This is a genomic window from Nonomuraea sp. NPDC005730 (assembly GCF_040630865.1).
Lineage (GTDB): Bacteria > Actinomycetota > Actinomycetes > Streptosporangiales > Streptosporangiaceae > Nonomuraea.
Genome location: NZ_JBEXYK010000032.1, coordinates 39,017 through 56,195, shown reverse-complemented (window position 1 = coordinate 56,195; position 17,179 = coordinate 39,017). Strand labels below are relative to the sequence as shown.

Annotated in this window: 17 protein-coding genes; 4 read left to right on the top strand and 13 right to left on the bottom strand. The window is 72.3% G+C overall.

Annotated elements, in window-relative coordinates; genetic code table 11:
- Positions 1–11: 11 nt before the first annotated feature.
- The 4 genes from ABZ444_RS30160 to ABZ444_RS30145 form a co-directional block, all read right to left on the bottom strand.
- Positions 12–989, bottom strand: a complete 978-nt coding sequence (locus ABZ444_RS30160) for an ABC transporter permease (protein WP_358003940.1) — start codon at positions 987–989, stop codon at positions 12–14.
- Complete coding sequence (locus tag ABZ444_RS30155; RefSeq protein ID WP_352320686.1) at positions 979–2,481, bottom strand: sugar ABC transporter ATP-binding protein; 1,503 nt, start codon at positions 2,479–2,481, stop codon at positions 979–981. Before ABZ444_RS30155 ends, ABZ444_RS30160 begins: the two co-directional genes overlap by 11 nt.
- Positions 2,478–3,485: a LacI family DNA-binding transcriptional regulator gene (locus ABZ444_RS30150; RefSeq protein WP_358003937.1), complete on the bottom strand. Its 1,008-nt coding sequence runs from the start codon at positions 3,483–3,485 to the stop codon at positions 2,478–2,480. Before ABZ444_RS30150 ends, ABZ444_RS30155 begins: the two co-directional genes overlap by 4 nt.
- A gap of 127 nt (positions 3,486–3,612) precedes the next feature.
- Positions 3,613–5,133 (bottom strand): N-acetylmuramoyl-L-alanine amidase, encoded by a 1,521-nt coding sequence (locus ABZ444_RS30145; protein ID WP_358003934.1) that lies wholly within the window; start codon positions 5,131–5,133, stop codon positions 3,613–3,615.
- A 227-nt stretch (positions 5,134–5,360) separates the two neighbouring features.
- Between ABZ444_RS30145 and ABZ444_RS30140 the strand changes: the two genes are divergently transcribed.
- Positions 5,361–7,334 carry a family 10 glycosylhydrolase gene (locus ABZ444_RS30140; protein ID WP_358003931.1) on the top strand — a complete coding sequence of 658 codons (1,974 nt, stop codon included), beginning with the start codon at positions 5,361–5,363 and terminating at the stop codon, positions 7,332–7,334.
- A gap of 4 nt (positions 7,335–7,338) precedes the next feature.
- Here the strand turns inward: ABZ444_RS30140 and ABZ444_RS30135 are convergent, their stop codons facing one another.
- From ABZ444_RS30135 to ABZ444_RS30125, 3 genes are all read right to left on the bottom strand, one after another.
- On the bottom strand, positions 7,339–7,827 hold the full coding sequence (locus ABZ444_RS30135; RefSeq protein ID WP_358003928.1) for a cupin domain-containing protein: 489 nt from the start codon (positions 7,825–7,827) through the stop codon (positions 7,339–7,341).
- A 5-nt stretch (positions 7,828–7,832) separates the two neighbouring features.
- Positions 7,833–8,438 (bottom strand): TetR/AcrR family transcriptional regulator, encoded by a 606-nt coding sequence (locus ABZ444_RS30130; protein ID WP_358003925.1) that lies wholly within the window; start codon positions 8,436–8,438, stop codon positions 7,833–7,835.
- A gap of 78 nt (positions 8,439–8,516) precedes the next feature.
- On the bottom strand, positions 8,517–8,921 hold the full coding sequence (locus ABZ444_RS30125) for an ATP-binding protein (protein ID WP_358003922.1): 405 nt from the start codon (positions 8,919–8,921) through the stop codon (positions 8,517–8,519).
- 132 nt (positions 8,922–9,053) lie between these two features.
- On the opposite strand from ABZ444_RS30125, the gene ABZ444_RS30120 reads away from it, so the two are divergent.
- The 3 genes from ABZ444_RS30120 to ABZ444_RS30110 all read left to right on the top strand — a co-directional run bounded on the left by ABZ444_RS30120 (position 9,054) and on the right by ABZ444_RS30110 (position 10,528).
- Positions 9,054–9,902, top strand: coding sequence for a helix-turn-helix transcriptional regulator (locus tag ABZ444_RS30120; protein WP_358003919.1), 849 nt, complete (start codon positions 9,054–9,056; stop codon positions 9,900–9,902).
- Positions 9,895–10,113, top strand: coding sequence for a DUF397 domain-containing protein (locus ABZ444_RS30115; RefSeq protein ID WP_358003916.1), 219 nt, complete (start codon positions 9,895–9,897; stop codon positions 10,111–10,113). Before ABZ444_RS30120 ends, ABZ444_RS30115 begins: the two co-directional genes overlap by 8 nt.
- A 196-nt stretch (positions 10,114–10,309) precedes the next feature.
- The gene (locus ABZ444_RS30110) at positions 10,310–10,528 is read left to right on the top strand and encodes a DUF397 domain-containing protein (RefSeq protein ID WP_358003913.1); all 219 of its coding nucleotides are present in this window, start codon (positions 10,310–10,312) and stop codon (positions 10,526–10,528) included.
- Positions 10,529–10,533: 5 nt separating this feature from the next.
- Here the strand turns inward: ABZ444_RS30110 and ABZ444_RS30105 are convergent, their stop codons facing one another.
- The 6 genes from ABZ444_RS30105 to ABZ444_RS30080 form a co-directional block, all read right to left on the bottom strand.
- A complete protein-coding gene (locus ABZ444_RS30105; protein ID WP_358003910.1) occupies positions 10,534–11,955 on the bottom strand; it encodes an aspartate aminotransferase family protein in 1,422 nt (473 codons plus the stop codon).
- Complete coding sequence (locus ABZ444_RS30100) at positions 11,952–13,109, bottom strand: MFS transporter (protein WP_358003907.1); 1,158 nt, start codon at positions 13,107–13,109, stop codon at positions 11,952–11,954. The genes ABZ444_RS30105 and ABZ444_RS30100 overlap by 4 nt, the downstream gene beginning before the upstream one ends.
- Before the next feature lie 204 nt (positions 13,110–13,313).
- On the bottom strand, positions 13,314–13,943 hold the full coding sequence (locus ABZ444_RS30095; protein ID WP_358003904.1) for a TetR/AcrR family transcriptional regulator: 630 nt from the start codon (positions 13,941–13,943) through the stop codon (positions 13,314–13,316).
- Positions 13,944–14,003: 60 nt separating this feature from the next.
- Positions 14,004–14,423 carry a hypothetical protein gene (locus tag ABZ444_RS30090; protein ID WP_358003901.1) on the bottom strand — a complete coding sequence of 140 codons (420 nt, stop codon included), beginning with the start codon at positions 14,421–14,423 and terminating at the stop codon, positions 14,004–14,006.
- A gap of 31 nt (positions 14,424–14,454) precedes the next feature.
- Entirely contained in the window at positions 14,455–15,111 is a 657-nt protein-coding gene (locus ABZ444_RS30085) for a response regulator transcription factor (protein WP_357975020.1), read from the bottom strand.
- Complete coding sequence (locus ABZ444_RS30080; RefSeq protein WP_358003898.1) at positions 15,104–17,110, bottom strand: histidine kinase; 2,007 nt, start codon at positions 17,108–17,110, stop codon at positions 15,104–15,106. Before ABZ444_RS30080 ends, ABZ444_RS30085 begins: the two co-directional genes overlap by 8 nt.
- Positions 17,111–17,179: the final 69 nt, after the last annotated feature.

The window sequence follows — 17,179 nt, the reverse complement described above, 5'->3', positions numbered from 1 at the left end:
ACTTCCTTTTCCTAGTTCGTTCCCCTGCGCCGCAGGGTGTCGACGAGGACCGCGAGCGCGATCACCACGCCGATCACGACCTGCTGCCAGAACGCCGAGACGGACAGCAGGTTCAGCCCGTTGCGCAGCACGGCGAGGATGAGCGCGCCGACGAAGGTGCCGAGCGCCCTGCCCTTGCCGCCGGACAGGCTCGCGCCGCCGATGACGACGGCCGCGATCGCGTCCAGTTCGTAGCCCGCCGCGGCCTGCGGCTGCGCCGAGGCCAGCCGGCTGGCCAGGACGATCCCGGCCACCGCCGCGAAGACGCCGGACAGCGCGTACGTGATGAGCTTCTGCCGGTTGACCTTGATGCCGGACAGCCGGGCGGCCTCCTCGTTGCCGCCGATGGCGTACATGGCCCGGCCCGGGTACGTGCGGTTGAGCACCACGGCCGCGATCACGCCCATGACCAGCATCACCAGCACCGGGATCGGCAGGTAGTCGCCGAGCGTGTCGCCCAGGTGCGAGACCGAGTCGGGCATCGCGATCGGGCTGCCCTGCGAGATGACCAGCGCCAGGCCGCGGGCGATGCCGAGCATGGCCAGCGTGGCGATGAACGGCGGCAGCTTGCCGTACGCGATCAGGGCGGCGTTGACCAGGCCGCACACGACGCCGACGGCCAGCGAGACCACGACGGCGACCGGCCACGGGAGCCCGGCGCCGGTGGCCGTCCAGGCCAGCACGATCGCCGACAGCGCGGCGACCGAGCCGACGGACAGGTCGATGCCGCCGGTGACGATCACGAACGTGGCCCCGAAGGCCAGGATCGCGGTGACGGCCGCCTGGACGCCGACGTTGAGCAGGTTCGTCACGCTGAGGAAGTCGGAGGACAACAACGACAGCGCCACGACCAGCACGACGAGCGCGGCGAGCGCGCCGTTCTCGGCGAACCAGGCCGCGGCGGGCGACCGGCGGCCGGTGAGCTTGTTCGGAACGGTGCTACTTGGCACGGGGACCCTCCACATCCGTGACCGCGAGGGCCATGACGTCGTCTTGCGTGGCCCCGGCCGCGGGCAGCTCGCCGACGAGCCTGCCGCGGGCCATGACCAGAATGCGGTCGCTCATGCCGAGCACCTCCGGCAGATCGCTGGAGATCATGAGCACGGCGTGCCCGGAGGCGGTGAGCGCGTTGATGAGCTGGTAGATCTCGACCTTGGCCCCGACGTCGATGCCGCGGGTCGGCTCGTCGAGGATGAGCACGCCCGCGTCGGCGACCAGCCACTTGCCGATGACGACCTTCTGCTGGTTGCCGCCCGACAGCGTGCGGACCTCCTGGTCCAGGCCGGTCATCCGGATGCCGAGCTGCTCGGCCACCTTCCCGGCGGCCCTGCGCTGGCCGGCGCGGTCGACGAAGCCGGCGCGGGTGGCGGCGCGCATGGTGACCAGGCCCAGGTTCTCGGCCACGTCCGCGCCGAGCACCAGGCCCTGGCCCTTGCGGTCCTCGGGGACCAGGCCGAGCCCGGCCTCCATGGCGGCGTGCACGTCGCCGGGCGCCAGGCGCGTGCCACGGACGACCACCTCGCCGGTGTCGTAGCGGTCGGCGCCGAAGACGGCCCGCGCGACCTCGGTGCGGCCGGCGCCGACCAGCCCGGCGACCCCGACCACCTCGCCCGCGCGCACCTCGAACGAGACGTCGTCGAAGACGCCTCTGCGGCCGAGGCCGGAGACCTTGAGCAGGGCCTCGCCGCGTTCGGCGGCCTGCCGCGGGAACTGCTGGTCGATCGGGCGGCCCACCATGAGCCTGACCAGCTCGTCCTGGGCGGTGTCGGCGGGGATCTCGGTGACGGACCTGCCGTCGCGCAGCACGGTCACCCGGTCGCCGATCTCGGCGATCTCCTCCAGGTGGTGGGTGATGAACACGATCGAGACGCCCTCGTCGCGGAGCTGGCGGACGATCGTGAACAGCTTGGCGACCTCGCCGGAGGTGAGCACGGCGGTGGGCTCGTCCATGATGAGCACGCGGGCGTCGAGCGCGAGCGCCTTGGCGATCTCCACCATCTGCATGCGGGCGATGCCGAGCCGGGAGATCGGCGTCGTCGGGTCGACGTCCACGCCGACGCGGTCGAGCAGCGCCTTGGCCTGCCGTTCCATGCGCTTCTTGTCCACCAGCCCGAACCGGCGCGGCGGGCGGCCGAGCGCCAGGTTCTCGGCGACGGTGAGCTGGGGGACCAGGTTGAACTCCTGGTAGATGGTGGCGATGCCGAGCCGCTGGGCGTCGCCCGCCGACCGGATGTCCACCGGCTGCCCGTCGACGGTGACGTGCCCGCCGTCCGGCCGGTACGCGCCCGACAGGATCTTGATCAGCGTGCTCTTGCCCGCGCCGTTCTCGCCGAGCAGGACGTGCACCTCGCCGGCGCGCAGGCTCAGATCGACGCCGTCGAGTGCCACGACGCCGGGGAAGACCTTGCGCAGGCCCTCGGCCTTGAGTATCTCCGCGCTCACTCCATGATCCCTTTCCGCTCGCAAGATCGGCGAATCACCAGGCGCGCCGGCAGGACGTGCGAGTCGGCCGCCTGCCCGCTCTGGATCCGGCCGATCAGGAGCCGCACGGCCAGGCGCCCCATCTCGGCCGTCGGCTGGGCGATGGCGGTGATCGGCGGGGCGGTGTGCTTGAACCAGGTCACGTCGTCGAAGGAGGCGACGGCCACGTCGGCGGGGATGCGCAGGCCCCTGGCCTGGATCTCCTCCAGCCCGCCCAGCGTCATCAGGTTGTCGCCGAAGAAGATCGCCTCGGGCGGCTCGGGCAGGTCGAGCAGCTCGGCGGTGATGCGCCGGCCGCTGCCCTCGCGGAAGTCGCCGGGGCGCACGTACTCGGGGCGCACCTCCAGGCCCTCGGCGGCCATCGCGGCGGCGAAGGCGGCCGTGCGCTCGCGGCCGGTGGACAGGGTGGCCGGGCCGGAGGCCAGCGCGATCCGGCGGTGGCCCTGCTCGCGCAGGTGGCGGACCAGCTCGGCGATGGCGGCGGCGCCGTCGGAACGCACGGAGGGCACGTCGAGCCCGGAGATCGTGCGGTCGAGGAACACCACCGGCCGGCCGGCCTCGGCGAGCTGTTGCACCAGCGGCGTGACCTCGGCGGTCGGGCAGATCAGCAGCCCGTCGACGCGCTGCTCCAGCAGCGTGCGCACGTAGTGGTCCTGCTGGTCGGCGCGCTCGTCGGCGTTGCCCATGACGACCGTGAAGCCCTCGCGCCTGGCCTCGTCCTCGACGCTCCTGGCCAGCTCGGTGAAGAACGGGTTCAGGACGTCGCCGATGATCAGGCCGATCGTCCTGGTCGCGGTGGTGCGCAGGGAGCGGGCGACGGCGTTCGGCACGTAGTTGAGCGCGCTCATCGCGTCGTAAACTCGGCGCCGGGTCTCCTCGTTGACCGAGGGGTTGTCGTTGAGCACGCGGGAGACCGTGGCTACGGAGACACCGGCCTGCGCGGCGACGTCCTTGATCCTTGCCATCGTTCCTCCGTGTAATCGATTACACGGCAGCTTATGAAATCGATTACATGATTGGCAAAGTGAAATGGCTCACACCCCCGGGGGAGAGGGTGTGAGCCGGCTTTCGGTGGTTCGGGTGTCCGGTCCGTCAGACCTTGCTGATCCGGACCGCGTCGGCGATGACGAGGCCCGTGCCGGCCGTCCATCGGCTGATGCCGACGGCGTTGTAGGTGCCGGCGTTCAGCGAGAAGGTGCCGATGCTGCGCCAGCCTCCGCCGCCGGAGCGCTGGTCCACGTAGACGGTCTGGTTGCCGCCCGAGGCCGCCACGATGTACGGCGCCGAGCTGTTGTAGCCCGGATCCGACGGGTACCAGACCTCCACCTTGTACGTGCCCGCGCTGGGGATCGCGGCCTGGAACCAGGCGGGGTCGCTGGAGGCGACCGGGTCGGCGAAGCGGTAGTCGGCGCCGTAACGCTGGCTGGAGTAGGCGGAGGTGCCCCAGTTGGCGCTGGCGGTGAACTTGCCGGAGGTGGCGTTGTCCACGGTGGTGGACCACGAGGGCGTGCCGCCGCCGGTCACGTAGTTCATGTACGTGGTCCAGTTCCAGTACGGCCCCGGATCGGTGTGGTCGGCCCCGGGAACCTCGTTGTGCCCGATGATGTGGGCGCGGTCCTTCGGGATGCCGTACTTGTCGCAGATGGCCTTGGTCAGGGCCGCCGACGCGCGGTACATGGCGTCGGTGAACCACGAGGACTCGCTGACGTAGCCCTCGTGCTCGATGCCGATCGACCTGGTGTTGTACGTCCAGTTGCCGGCGTGCCAGGCGACGTCCTTCTCGCGCACCATCTGGGTGATGGCGCCGCTGGACGACTTCACGACGTAGTGCGCCGAGACCTGCGCGGCCGGGTTCTGGAACCAGGAGATCGTCCCGGCGTACGAGCCCTGCGTCACGTGGATGACCACGCGGTCGATCGCGTAGCTCGACGGCCGGCTGGAGGCGGTGTAGTTGCTGGAGCTGGCCGGGACCCAGGCGGCCGGGCCGTAGTCGGTGCTGAGCACGCCGACGTCGGAGCGCGCGCTCAGGTCGGGGGCCTTGGCGTAGTCGCCGCGGTCGGCGGTGACCTCCTGGGGCTTGACCGTCACACCCCGGGCCGTGATGCCGAGGCCGAGCTGCTCGTAGACCGAGTCGGCGTACAGCCGGGCGATCTCCGGCGAGGAGGCGTTGCCGTACTTGGCGACGGCCTGGTACCAGCGGCCGGCGTCCTTGCGGCCGGCGTCGTCGAGGCCGAGCTCGTCGGCGTAGGAGCGGAGCAGGGCGGCGCCGCCGAGGATGTTGGACTCGTTGTCGGAGCGCAGCTTCTCGACCGGCAGGCCGGCGAGCTCGGCGGCCTTCTCCAGCGCGTGGGTCGTGGGGTTGCTGACCAGGTGCATCAGGCCGTAACCGCCGCTGGCGCTGGGCTTGCCCTGGTGGTTGTCGAGGTGGGTCTCGGCGTAGGCGAGCGCGACCAGCAGATCGCGGGGGACGTCGCTGGCCGAGGCGGCCTTGGCGAACGCCGACGGCAGTGCGGGCTCCCGGGCGGCCTGGGCGGCGGGCTGGCCCGCGGTGATCAGGGCGACGGTCAGGGCGGAGGTGGCGAGGGCAGCTAATCGCGTGCGGGCGAGAATCATGGGGATGCTCCTCGTTGGGGGGTGACGGGTGGAACGCGGGCGCGTGTCCGCGGCCCGCGTTTGGCCGCCGAATGCGGCCCAACGTATGTCACCTCTGACACAATGTCGATAATTGACATTACAGACGTGTTAGGTGAAACTTTCCGCCCGCCGACCGGAGGGTGGCGGGAAAGTTGGGCCCCTGAAAACTATTGCGCTCTGCGGTCGGGGGACTGAAACTTCCTTTCGTGACCGCGCTCCTGCGTACCGTCCTGGCGGCGCTCACCGCCGCCGCCGTCGTCGCCGCCGTGGCTCCCGCCCCCGCCTCCGCAGCCCCCACCTCCGACTCCGCAGTCGCCTCCGCAGCCGCCTGCGCGACCGACCCCGCGACGCCCAAGCGGCAGCTCCGGGCCATGTGGATCTCCTCGGTCGCCAACATCGACTGGCCGAGCCGTACCGGGCTCAGCGTCTCCGCCCAGCAGGCCGAGTTCCGGGCCTGGCTCGACCTGGCCGTCGCCAAGCGCATGAACGCCGTGATCGTGCAGGTCAGGCCGACGGCGGACGCGTTCTGGCCGTCCCCGTACGAGCCGTGGTCGCAATGGCTGACCGGCACCCAGGGGACGAACCCAGGCTACGACCCGCTGGCGTTCATGGTCAGCGAGGCCCACGCGCGGAACCTGGAGTTCCACGCCTGGTTCAACCCGTACCGGGTCGCCAACAACGACGACCCGGCCAAGCTGATCTCCACGCACCCCGCGCGGCAGCACCCCGACTGGCGCTTCGCCTACGGCGGGAAGCTCTACTACAACCCGGGCATCCCGGCGGTCCGCGACTTCATCGAGGACGCCATCATGGACGCCGTCACCCGCTACGACCTGGACGGCGTGCACCTCGACGACTACTTCTACCCCTATCCCGTCAGCGGCCAGGCCATCCCCGACTCGGCCGCCTACGCCCAGTACGGCGGCGCGTTCCCCGACATCGCCGACTGGCGGCGCGACAACGTCAACCTGCTCGTCCGCGAGCTCGGCCAGCGCATCCACACCGCCAAGTCGTGGGTGTCGTTCGGGATCAGCCCGTTCGGGATCTGGCGCAACTCCTCGACCGACCCGCTCGGCTCGCGCACCTCCGGCCTCCAGTCCTACGACGCGATCTACGCCGACAGCCGGCAGTGGGTCAAGCAGGGCTGGATCGACTACCTGGCGCCGCAGATCTACTGGCACATCGGGTTCTCGACGGCCGCCTACGAGGTGCTGACCGCGTGGTGGTCGGACGTCGTGCGCGGCACCGGCGTGCAGCTCGTCGTGGGACAGGCCGCGTACCGGGCCGGCGCCTCGGGTCAGGAGGCCGCCTGGCAGGACCCGGCCGAGCTGAGCGACCACCTGTACGACAACAGGAAACATCCCGAGATCGCCGGTGACGTGTACTTCAGCGCCAAGGACGTCAAGGCCGACCGGATCGGGGCGATCACCAAGCTGGTCACCGACCACTACGCCAAGCCCGCCCTGCTGCCCGCCCGGGGCTCGGGGGCCGCGCCCGCCGCGCCCACGATCACCGCGGCCACCGCGGGCTCGAACGGCGTCCAGCTCACCTGGACCGGCTCCGGGACGGCGTACGCGGTCTACCGCGTGGCCGGCTCCCCGCCCTCGGCCGATCCGTGCTTCTTCGCCGACGCCCGCAACCTGATCGGCACGACCAGGCAGAAGTCCTACACCGACCCCGGCGGCGGCGCGTCCACCTACTACGTGACCGCGCTGAGCAGGACCCATCAGGAGAGCGCGCCGAGCGCGGGCCGGGCGGTGGGCGGCACGGGCGGCTTCAGCGTCGTGATCGACAACGCCGACGCCGGTTTCACGGCCTCCTCCTCCTGGGGCACCTCCAGCTACTCCACCCAGGCCAACGGCGCCGACTACCGCTTCGCCGATCCGGTCGCGGCCAGCGATCCGGCCTGGTTCCGGGCGGCGATCCCGAGCGCGGGCAGCTACCGGGTGGAGGTCTGGTACCCGGCCAACGCGGGGTACAACGGCTCCGCGCCGCACATCGTGGCGGCCTCGGGTGGCAACCAGACGGTCAACGTCGACCAGCGCACCGGCGGCGGGGCCTGGCGGGTGCTGGGGACGTACACGCTGGCGGCCGGGACGTACAACGTGGTCGGGGTGAGCAGGTGGACCTCGGCGACCGGCTACGTGATCGCCGACGCCGTCCGCATCACCAAGGTCTGACCCTTCAGGAGCGGGCCTTCGCCCAGGCGGGGCTGTCGATGAAGTGGTTGTCGAAGCGGTCCTGCGAGGCCAGCAGCTCTTCGAGCGTGGCCTCGCCGGTCTTGAGCCGGGCCAGCAGGCGGAAGTACTCGAACCGCTCGACGCCCGGCGTGATGACGATCAGCAGGTCGGCCTCGGCGCCGGGGGCCGCGGCGAAGGCGTGGGCCACGTGGGGCGGCACGACGGCGACGTCACCCTGCTCCAGGGTGATCACCTCGTCGCCGGCCAGCACCTGCGCCCGGCCGTCGAGGACGTAGAACATCTCGGAGGCGGTGGTGTGGGTGTGCGGCACGGCGCCGTCGGCGCCCTCGCCGAGTGTGATGCGCATGGTGCTCAGGGCGCCGCCGGTGGCGCTGGAGTCGAGGAGCATGCGGCCCGTGCTGGGCGGGCCGCCGATGACCTCGGCGTCGACGGAGCGGATGACGGCGGCGGTACGGGGGTCGAAGAGCGACATGGTGTTTATCCGTTCTCAGGGGTGGCGCCGCGGAGGGCGGTGTCCACGAGGCGTTCGGCGTAGGCGCGGTCGACGGGGGAGCCGGTGATCAGGACGCGGTAGTACAGGGCCCCGGCGAGCTGGTCGAACAGGGCCTCCACGTCGAGGTCGGCGCGTAGCTGGCCGCGCTCCCTGGCCCGTTCGAGCAGGGCGCGGGCCAGGGTGTTGCGGCGGGCGTACATCTGCCGCTCCAGCTCGCCGACGTCGGCGTGGCGGGCGGCGGCGGCCACGAGCTCGGCCACCGTGCCCGCCGACCCGTCGTCGTCGCCGGGCGCGCGGCCCGCCGCGCGCATCCGGTTGAGCCCGGCCGCGATCTTCTCCAGGTACGCGGGCAGGTCGCGGCGGATGTCGCCGGTGTCGGTGATCTCGTCGTGGTCCTGGAGCCGGTTGACGACGGCCAGGGCCAGGTGGTCCTTGGTCGGCCAGCGGCGGTAGAGCGTGGTCTTGGCGATGCCGGCCCGCTCGGCGACCTCGTCGGGGGAGAGCCCGGCGTAGCCGCGCGCGAGCAGCAGCTCGGTGGCGGCCCTGAGCACAGCCTCGTCGACGTCACTCCTGCGCGGCCGTCCCACCATGCCTGCCTCCTTTTCGCTACCTGAGTAGCGTAACTGGCGGCGGACGAATTACGCAACCCGAGTATCGAAACTCTGCCCCTATCGAGGAACCAGCGCCCACACGATCCGCTCCCCGGCCCTGTCCAGGTACGTGCCCCACAGCCCTTTGGTCAGCTCGTGCACCAGCCGGAGTCCGCGTCCCGACTCGTCCGCGTCCAGTGGCATGCGGGGGCGCGGAACCAGCCCGTTCCGGCCCGGGTCGGCCACGGCCAGTCGCCAGAACCCCGCCTCGGGGGCGAGGGACAGCCGAACCCACTGCGCCGCCGCGTGCTGCAACGCGTTCGCGACCAGCTCCGAGGCGATCAGCCGCAGGTCGTCCAGTGCTTGGTGATCCGCCCCCAGCCACGCCGCCAGTTCGGTACGCGCCAGCCGGGGCAGCATCGCCGGATCGCCGACTTCGCCGACCGTCCACACCTTGACGCCCGCGTGCAGGGAACTGGACATGATCACCTCCGGGATGGGGGCGTACAGGCCAGAGATCGCTTGTACGCAGGCCCTCAGGATGCGGTCCATTCGGCTGACGAGCCCCTGAAATCGGCCTTACAGTTCCCTACAGTGAGTACGCCATGCCTCTGCGTGACCGCCCGGCGGAAAGGCCGTGACATGCCGCAAGAAGAAGCAGACACCAGCAAGGAGGCGTGGGCCGAGTACGCCAGACGCCTGCGTACCTTCCGTACGGACCACGGGTTGAGCCAGGAGCGCCTGGCGGACCGGCTGGCCTACAGCGAGAGCGCGGTCGGGCACGTGGAACGCCTTCTGCGCAAGCCGAGCGAAGACTTCACCCGCGAGGTGGAGAAGGCCCTCGGGCTCAAGGGCCAGTTGGCGGAGCTGCTGCCGCAGATCCACGGCGCGCTGGGCCCGCGCTGGTTCCGCGAGTGGCCCAAGGTGGAGGCGGCGGCCCACACCATCAGGACGTCCGAACCCCTGCTGATCCCTGGCCTGCTCCAGACGGAGAGTTACGCCAGACATGTGTTCCTGGGCGAGCCAGGGGTCGTGGAGCAGGAGGCCGAGGAGGCCGTACAGTTCCGGCTGCACCGGCAATCCGTCTTCAGCCGCGCGTCCCCGCCCATGTACTCGGCCCTCGTGGACGAGAGCGTCCTGCATCGGCCGGTCGGCGGCCCGAAAGTGATGAGAGAACAGCTTGCCAAGCTGCTCGACGTGCTCAATCCGCCCTACGTCACGCTCAGGATCATCTCTCTCAGGGCGGGGCTCACCGTGGGGTGTCTCGGAGCCTTTGAGGTGGCCACCCTCCTGGAGGGAGGCCCCGATCACGCCTACCTGGAAAGCGCCGAGGAGGGGCGGGTGACCAATGGCGCCAGGACGGTTCAAGCGCTTATCGTGCGATGGGAGGCCCTGTCCGGCATGGCGTATCCCGTGGACAGGAGCCGCGAGATCATCCGTGAGGTGATGGAGAGCTATGAGTGATGTGAGCGGTCTCCGTACGGGCGTATGGGTCAAGGCGACGGCGTCCGGGGGAAACGGCGGGAGCTGTGTCGAGGTGATGCGGCGGGCGGACGACGGCGTTCTCGTCAGGGACACCAAGGACCGCGGTGAAGGCCCGGTTCTGGCTTTCACCCGGGACGAATGGCTCGCCTTTCTCGACGGTGCCGCCAAGGGGGAGTTCGACCTGTCCTGAGCGCCGGAAGGGTGTCCAGGACGGTGTTGACCATCGGATGTCTCGGCGCCTGCGAGGTGCCGCCCTCCTGGAGAGCCGGCCCGATCACGCCGTGCCAGCGCAGTGCGAGCGCTTATTGTGCGATGGGAGGCTCTGTCCGGCATGGCGTTCCCCGTGGACAGGAGCCGCGAGATCATCCGCGAGGTGATGGAGAGCTATGAGTGACGCGAGCGGTCTCCGTACGGGCGAATGGACCAAGGCTAAGGCGTCGGGCGACAACGGCGGGAGCTGTGTCGAGGTGATGCGGCAATCGGATGACGGCGTTCTCGTCAGGGACACCAAGGACCGGGGTGAAGGTCCGGTTCTGGCCTTCACCCGGGACGAATGGCTCGCCTTCCTCGACGGGGCCGCCAAGGGGGAGTTCGACCTGTCCTGAGCCCGTCAGGAGGCGTACATCACCGACAGGAAGCGGAGGAGGAGGGCTTCCCTGGTCTCGGCGGGCAGGGCGTCCAGGACCGCGTTGACCGTCGCCATCCCCGGCTGGCCGGCGCCCGGACGCAGGTCCACGCCCACCGAGGCGGCCAGTTCGGCGAAGGTCGCGTCGTCAAGGGCGTCCAGGTCCAGGCCGGCGATCAGCTCGACCAGGCCGTCAGGGACCGCCGCGGGGCCGCGACGGCGGGCCTCCGCAGCCGCATCCGCGATCACCCGCAGCATCGCCTCCACGCCGTTCAGCGTCACGCCGGTGACCGTGACGTGCAGGTTCGCGGGGATCCCGGCGTAGGAGAGCTGCGGTTGCAGGAACCAGCCGCGCTCGCGGGCCGCGTCGGCCAGCACGAACACGTCGACGTCGTCCCCGGCGAAGGCCACCAGCGACGACTCGGGCGCGCCCAGGACCCGCAGGCCGGGGATCGCGGCGATGCCCTCCCTGAGCCGGGCCGCCGCCTTGAGGGTGGCGCGGCCGAGCTCCACGTACCCCTCCCGGCCGAGCGCCTGGAGCGTGGCCCACGCGCCGCCGAGCGGACCGGCCGACCTGGAGCTCTGCACGGTGGCGTTGATGATCGTGTAGCCGGGCCAGGCGGCCGAGGCGAAGTACGCCCGGCGCCGCGTCGCCGGGTCGGCGAACAGCACCACCGAGGCGCCCTTCGGCGCGTAGCCGAACTTGTGCAGGTCACAGGAGAGCGAGGTGACCCCCGGCACCGACAGGTCGAACGGCGGCACGTCGGCCCCCGCCTCCCGCAGCCAGGGCAGCAGCCAGCCGCCCACGCACGCGTCCACGTGACAGGCCACGCCCGCCTCGGCCGCCACGGCGGCGACCTCCGCGACCGGGTCGATCACGCCCTGCGGGTACGACGGCGCCGAGACCACCACCAGGACCGTGTCCTCGTCGATCGCCGCCGCCACGTCCGCCACCCGCACCTTGTACGTCTCCAGGTCCACCGGCACGGCCTTGACCCGCAGGCCCAGGTAGTGGGCCGCCTTGTGGAAGGCCGGGTGGGCGGTCACCGGCAGCACGAGGTTGGCGCCGGGCCGCCCGGCCGCGTCCCGCGCCGCCTTGACCGCCAGCATGATCGACTCGGTGCCGCCGCTGGTGAAGATGCCGTGGCCGCCGCCGAGCAGGTCGGCGACCGCGCCCACGACCTGCTTCTCCATCTCGACGATGCTCGGGAACGCCGTCGGGTCCAGGCAGTTGACCTCCAGCATCTCGGCGTACGCGCGGGCCGCCGCCTCGTGCACCTCGGGCCGGCCGGTGTCGTAGACGTACGCGGTCACCTGCCCGCCCCGCACCGGCAGGTCGTGCTGTTTCATCCTGGCCACCTCGGACAGCAGGTCCTCGGCGGTTCTTCCGGACAGGGGGAGGGTCACACGGTCTCCTTGGCGAGGGCGAGCCTGCCGTAGCGGACGACGAACGGCAGGCTGATCAGCATGAGCAGGGCGGGCAGCGCGGTGAAGCCGAGCAGCAGCCCGGTCAGCGCGCCGGCCGGCTGGGCGACGGGCGACTCCACGGGCGCGGAGACGAACCCCGACAGCGCCAGGACCAGCGCGAACAGGCCGGGGCCGAGCGCGAGCCCGGCGGTCTCGCCGGCCGTCCACAGGCCGGTGAACGCGCCGGCCTGGGCGTGGCCGGTACGGGCGGCGTCGGCGTGCACGGTGTCGGGCAGCAGCGACAGCGGCAGCAGTTGCAGCGCGGCGTAGCAGACCCCGGCCAGCGCGGTCAGCGCGAGCGTGGCGGCCAGGCCGCCCGCCGCGATGGCCGGGACCAGGGCGAGCGCCACGACGGCGAACCCGGCCGAGGCGGCCAGGTAACAGCGCACGGTCCCGTACGCGCGGGCCAGCCGGGCCCAGGCCGGCACGGCGAGCATGCTCGGGCCCACCAGGCAGACGAACATCACCGAGGTCAGCCCGTAGTCGCCCAGCCGGTACGAGGCCACGTACGGGGCGCCCGCCAGCATCACCGCCACCCCGAGCGCCTGCGTGACGAACGCCGCCAGCAGCGCGAAGAACGGCCGGTTGCCCCGGGCCAGCCGGAAGGCCGCCGCCGGGCCGAGCTGCCTGGGCCCCGGACGCGACGACACCCACCGCGTGCCCAGCGTGGCGGCCACCAGGGCGGCGGCCATGACCAGGCCGATCGCGACGCCCATGACCGCGTAGCCCGGCCGGCCGCCGCCCGCCAGGTCCACCACGGCGGGGGCCAGGCCGCCCGCGACCAGGATGCCGACGGTCAGGCAGACCACCCGCCACGACATGATCCTGGTCCGCTCGGCCGGGCTCGCCGACATCTCGGCCGGCAGCGCCACGTAGGGCACCTGGAAACTCGCGAAGGCGGTCGCGGCCAGCAGGAACGCCACCCCGGACCACGCGGCCCCCGTGACGCCGCTCGTGATGCCGCCGGGCACGGCGAACATCAGCGCGAACGTCACCGGCAGCGTGGCCGCGCCGACCGCCAGCAGCCGCGTCCGGCGGCCGGTGCGCACGGCCTCGCGGTCGCTGGCGGCGCCGACGAGCGGGTTGAGCAGCACGTCCCAGATCTTCCCGCGCGACCAGGACGGCGCCGCCGACGGCGGCGGGCACGCCGAGCATGTCGGTCAGGTAGTAGAGCAGCAGCAGGCCGGGCACGGCGGAGAACACGCCGGTGCCGACCGAGCCGACGCCGTAACCGAGCAGCCGTCCGCGGCTCAGCCGCCCGGCACCCGTCGGGGCCGCCACGGAGGGCCGGGCATCGGTCATCGGGGGTCGCCGGGAAGGGCGAGGGTGCGGTGGAGGGTGAGATGGAGGTGGGCGCGGAAGCGGCGGAGCGCGGCCCGGTCGCCCGCGCCCCTGCGGCGGCCCTCGGCGTCGAGCACGCCGCCCTTGGCGAAGCCGTGGATCGACCAGATGATCGTCCACATGGCGTACTCCAGGTCGACCGTGCCGTCGATCACGCCGGCCTCGACCGCCGGGCGCAGCGCGCCGGTGACGGCGGAGACCAGGGGCTGGACGTACTGGCGTTCCAGCTCGGTGATGTCGCTCGCGTCGGAGAGCCAGCGGTGCATCCACAGCGCGGGGATCTCCGGGTTGTCCGCGCAGAAGTCGAGGTAGTCGTCCACCAGGCGGTGGATGGAGGCGGCCGGGTCGTCACCGGGCAGATGGGCGAGCGCCTTGTCCAGCGCCGCCTTCTCCGCCCGGTGCGCACGTTCCATGACGGCCAGGTACAGCTCCCGCTTGCCGCCCACGTGGTAGTTGACGGTGGCGATGTTCATCCCCGCCGCGTCGGCGATCTGGCGCGTCGAGGTGCCGTCGTAGCCGAGCGCGGCGAAGAGCTGGGTGGCCGCCTTGAGGATCACGGCCGGCTGTCCGCTGTCGGCAGGTCTCATACGACCGACCGTAGTTCCGTCCCGCCCCCTTGGTCAATCGCTTGATGGAGAGGGTTGCGGTCAGTCCGGAGCCCAGTACTTGACGAGGACCTTGTCCAGGTGCGCCACCACCGGCTTCCACGTGCGGGGCAGCGTGTACCGCGTGGCGTGGTGGCCCTTGTGGGTCAGCGTGTACTTGAGGAAGTCCGCGCCCTGCGGCGGGCGTTCGGACCGGCCGATCCTCAGCTCCTTCAGGTAGCCGCGCAGCTGGCGCTGTTCCCTGGCAGTGAGGCACTTGGTCACCACCGGCCCGGTGCGGCGGCTGAGCCGGAAGCAGCCGTCGGTGTAGACCGTCACGCGGTTCAGCAGCCCCGCGAAGCCGCCCTCCTCGCGCAGGTCGACCAGCACCTTCCGCTGCGTGGTCACCGCCTCGGCGGGCAGCGCGGAGGCCGTGACGGCCAGCGCGAGCGCCGGCAGAAGCACGATTCGCCAGATCTTCATACCTCTATGACGTACGGGAGCCCCGAACGGCTCACTTCCCGAGGCCCGCGTCGCGGGCGCGGACGATGGCCTCGGCGCGGTCGGCGACGTGGAGCTTGGCGAAGATGTTGGAGACGTTGTTGCGCACGGTCTTCGGCGACAGGAACAGGGCCGAGGCGATCTGCGCGTTCGAACGGCCGGCCGCCACCAGCGACAGGATCTCCCGCTCGCGCGGCGTGAGCTGCGGGAAGACCGGGTCGCCGGGGGCCGCGGCGGCCCCCTGGAAGAACTCGGCGACGCGCAGCGCCACCGCCGGGCCGAAGATCGCCTCGCCGTGCGCGACCGCGGTGATCGCCCGGACGATCTCGCCCTGGCCCGCCCCCTTGAGCAGGTAGCCGCGGGCCCCCGCGCGCATCGCGGCGAACAGCGTGGCGTCCTCCTCCGACATGGTCAGCACGACGACGGCGACGTGCGGGCTGTCGGCCACGATGCGCCTGGTGGCCTCGATGCCGTCGAGCCCCGGCATGCGGACGTCCATCACCACGACGTCCGGCTGGAGGTCGGCGGCGCGCTCGACCGCCTCGGGGCCGTCGGCGGCGGTGCCGGCCACCTCGATGCCCGGGATCGAGCCGAGCAGCAGCGCGAGCCCGTCGCGGTAGACCGGGTGGTCGTCGGCCAGCAGGACCCGGATCGGCTCCTGGTCAGACATCGGCGGCCTCCACCCGCATCGGCAGCCGGGCCAGGACCAGGGTGCCGCCGCCGGGCGGGCAGCTCACCTGGCAGTCGCCGCCCAGCTCGGCCGCGCGCTCGCGCAGCGAGAGCATGCCCACGCCCGCCGCCACGTCGGGGCCGATGCCCGCGCCGTCGTCGCGTACCGCCACCTCAAGCGTCCCCTCCCGCGCGGTGAGCGTGATGTCGCAGCGTGCCGCGCCCGCGTGCCTGGCCGCGTTGGCCAGCGCTTCGGACACGATACGGTAGGCCGCCACCTCGACCGCCGCGGGCAGCGCGCCCAGCGGGCCGCCGCCGGTGACGCGGACGTCCAGGGCGGCCGTGCGGAACCGGCCGGCCTGCTGCTCGATCGCGCGCAGCAGGCCCAGCTCGTCGAGCGCGGGCGGGCGCAGGTCGTGGACCAGCCTGCGCACGTCCGCCAGCACCCCGCCGACCTCGGCGGCCGTCTGCTCCAGGATGCGGTCGGCCTGCTCGGGGGCGCTGCCGGCCAGGTTGCGGGCCGCCTCTATGCGCAGCGCCACCGCGCCCAGGCTCGGGCCGAGCCCGTCGTGCAGGTCGCGCCGGAGCCTGCGGCGCTCCTCCTCGCGGGCCAGCACCAGCCGGGCGCGGATGCGCTGCAGGTCGGTGCTCAGCTCGACGGCCCGCGCCGCGGCGGCGGCCTGGCGTACGAGGTCGCCGAGCAGCCGCTGGTCCCGCTCCGTCAGATCGGTACGGCACAGCACCAGCCGCCCCACGGTCTCGCCCCGGTAGGCCACGGGCAGCGACACCGACGGCCCGCGCGGTGACCCGTGCTCCACCACGGAACGTTCCCCGCCCGGCCGCTCGATCTCCACCCGCACGTAGGCCAGCCGGAACGCCTCCGCCAGCGTCGTGGCCACCGCGAGCAGCTGCTCGTCCGGGTCCGTGGCCAGCTCCAGCCGCTCGGCCAGCGTCGAGACCGCGGCGTACGGGTCGTCCCTGGAGCCGCGCACCAGCCTGCGCACCGCCCGCCAGAGCCAGGTGCGCAGCGGGGCGTACAGGACGGCGACGATCGCGATGGCGGCCAGGGCCGAGTCCCGTTCCCCGAGGACGCTGCCCACCAGCGTGAACACCACCACGTCCATGAGCACCACGAGCGCGGCGAGCAGGCCGTAGGCCACGGTGGCCGACAGCAGCCGGTCGATGTCGTACAGGCGGTACTTGGTCACCGCCACCACCACGGCCGCGGCGGTGAACGCGATGGCCAGCGTCAGCAGCACCGCCGGGATCTGCGGGGACAACGACAGCGGCAGCAGGAGCACGATCATGTCGACCAGCGCGGCCCACATCAACCAGCGGATCTGGGCCCGCCGCTCGGCGTCGGCGACCACGTACCTGCGCACCATCGACGCGAACGGCACCACCAGGCTCACCAGGACGGACGCGTACGCCAGCGCCAGCGCCGGCTCCCAGAACCCGTACGGCAGGTCCACGGACAGGAAGTCGAGGCCGAGCCGCGCGATCTCCGGCGGCATCGCCTGGTCGTGGTAGCGCTCCATCACCGCCGTCGGCGCGGTCACCAGCAGGGCCGTGAGCAGCCCGGTCAGCACCAGGCTCGTCACCGACAGCGCCCGCCACACCCGCCCCGGCGGGAGCCGGCCGTCCGGGAACAGCAGGATCAGCAGCGGCAGCCCGAGCAGCAGCGACGCCCCGAACCGCGAGTAGGACCAGTACGCCGCCGCGGCCCCCGGCAGGCCGGGCGAGACGTAGGCGGCGTACGTCGCCCAGCTTCCCGCGAGCCCGTCCAGCAGCCACAGCAGCCCGAACACCACCAGGACCCGGGCCACCGGATGCCGCGGCAGCCGGCGCAGCAGCAGCGCGCCGGGGACGAGCTGGGCGAGCCCGGTCAGCGCGGCCGGCCAGCCGGGCTCCAGCTCCGACGCCGCGGGCAACCGCAGGTCCCCGGCGGCCACGTCCAGCGCCCCGGTGGCGACCGCGATCGCGACCCCGGCGACCGCCACGCCGACGGCCCACCACCCGCGCGCTGCGGTGGCAGGGGACGTCGCTGCCGCTGGAGGGGCGGAAGGTCC

Bases quoted from the DNA above. Each gene is read 5' to 3' on its own strand.
- ABZ444_RS30145 (WP_358003934.1), bottom strand. From the start codon at position 5,133: ATGATTCTCGCCCGCACGCGATTAGCTGCCCTCGCCACCTCCGCCCTG.
- ABZ444_RS30130 (WP_358003925.1), bottom strand. From the start codon at position 8,438: ATGGTGGGACGGCCGCGCAGGAGTGACGTCGACGAGGCTGTGCTCAGG.
- ABZ444_RS30150 (WP_358003937.1), bottom strand. From the start codon at position 3,485: ATGGCAAGGATCAAGGACGTCGCCGCGCAGGCCGGTGTCTCCGTAGCC.
- ABZ444_RS30115 (WP_358003916.1), top strand. From the start codon at position 9,895: ATGAGTGATGTGAGCGGTCTCCGTACGGGCGTATGGGTCAAGGCGACG.
- ABZ444_RS30110 (WP_358003913.1), top strand. From the start codon at position 10,310: ATGAGTGACGCGAGCGGTCTCCGTACGGGCGAATGGACCAAGGCTAAG.
- ABZ444_RS30090 (WP_358003901.1), bottom strand. From the start codon at position 14,423: ATGAAGATCTGGCGAATCGTGCTTCTGCCGGCGCTCGCGCTGGCCGTC.
- ABZ444_RS30095 (WP_358003904.1), bottom strand. From the start codon at position 13,943: ATGAGACCTGCCGACAGCGGACAGCCGGCCGTGATCCTCAAGGCGGCC.
- ABZ444_RS30085 (WP_357975020.1), bottom strand. From the start codon at position 15,111: ATGTCTGACCAGGAGCCGATCCGGGTCCTGCTGGCCGACGACCACCCG.
- ABZ444_RS30125 (WP_358003922.1), bottom strand. From the start codon at position 8,921: ATGTCCAGTTCCCTGCACGCGGGCGTCAAGGTGTGGACGGTCGGCGAA.
- ABZ444_RS30135 (WP_358003928.1), bottom strand. From the start codon at position 7,827: ATGTCGCTCTTCGACCCCCGTACCGCCGCCGTCATCCGCTCCGTCGAC.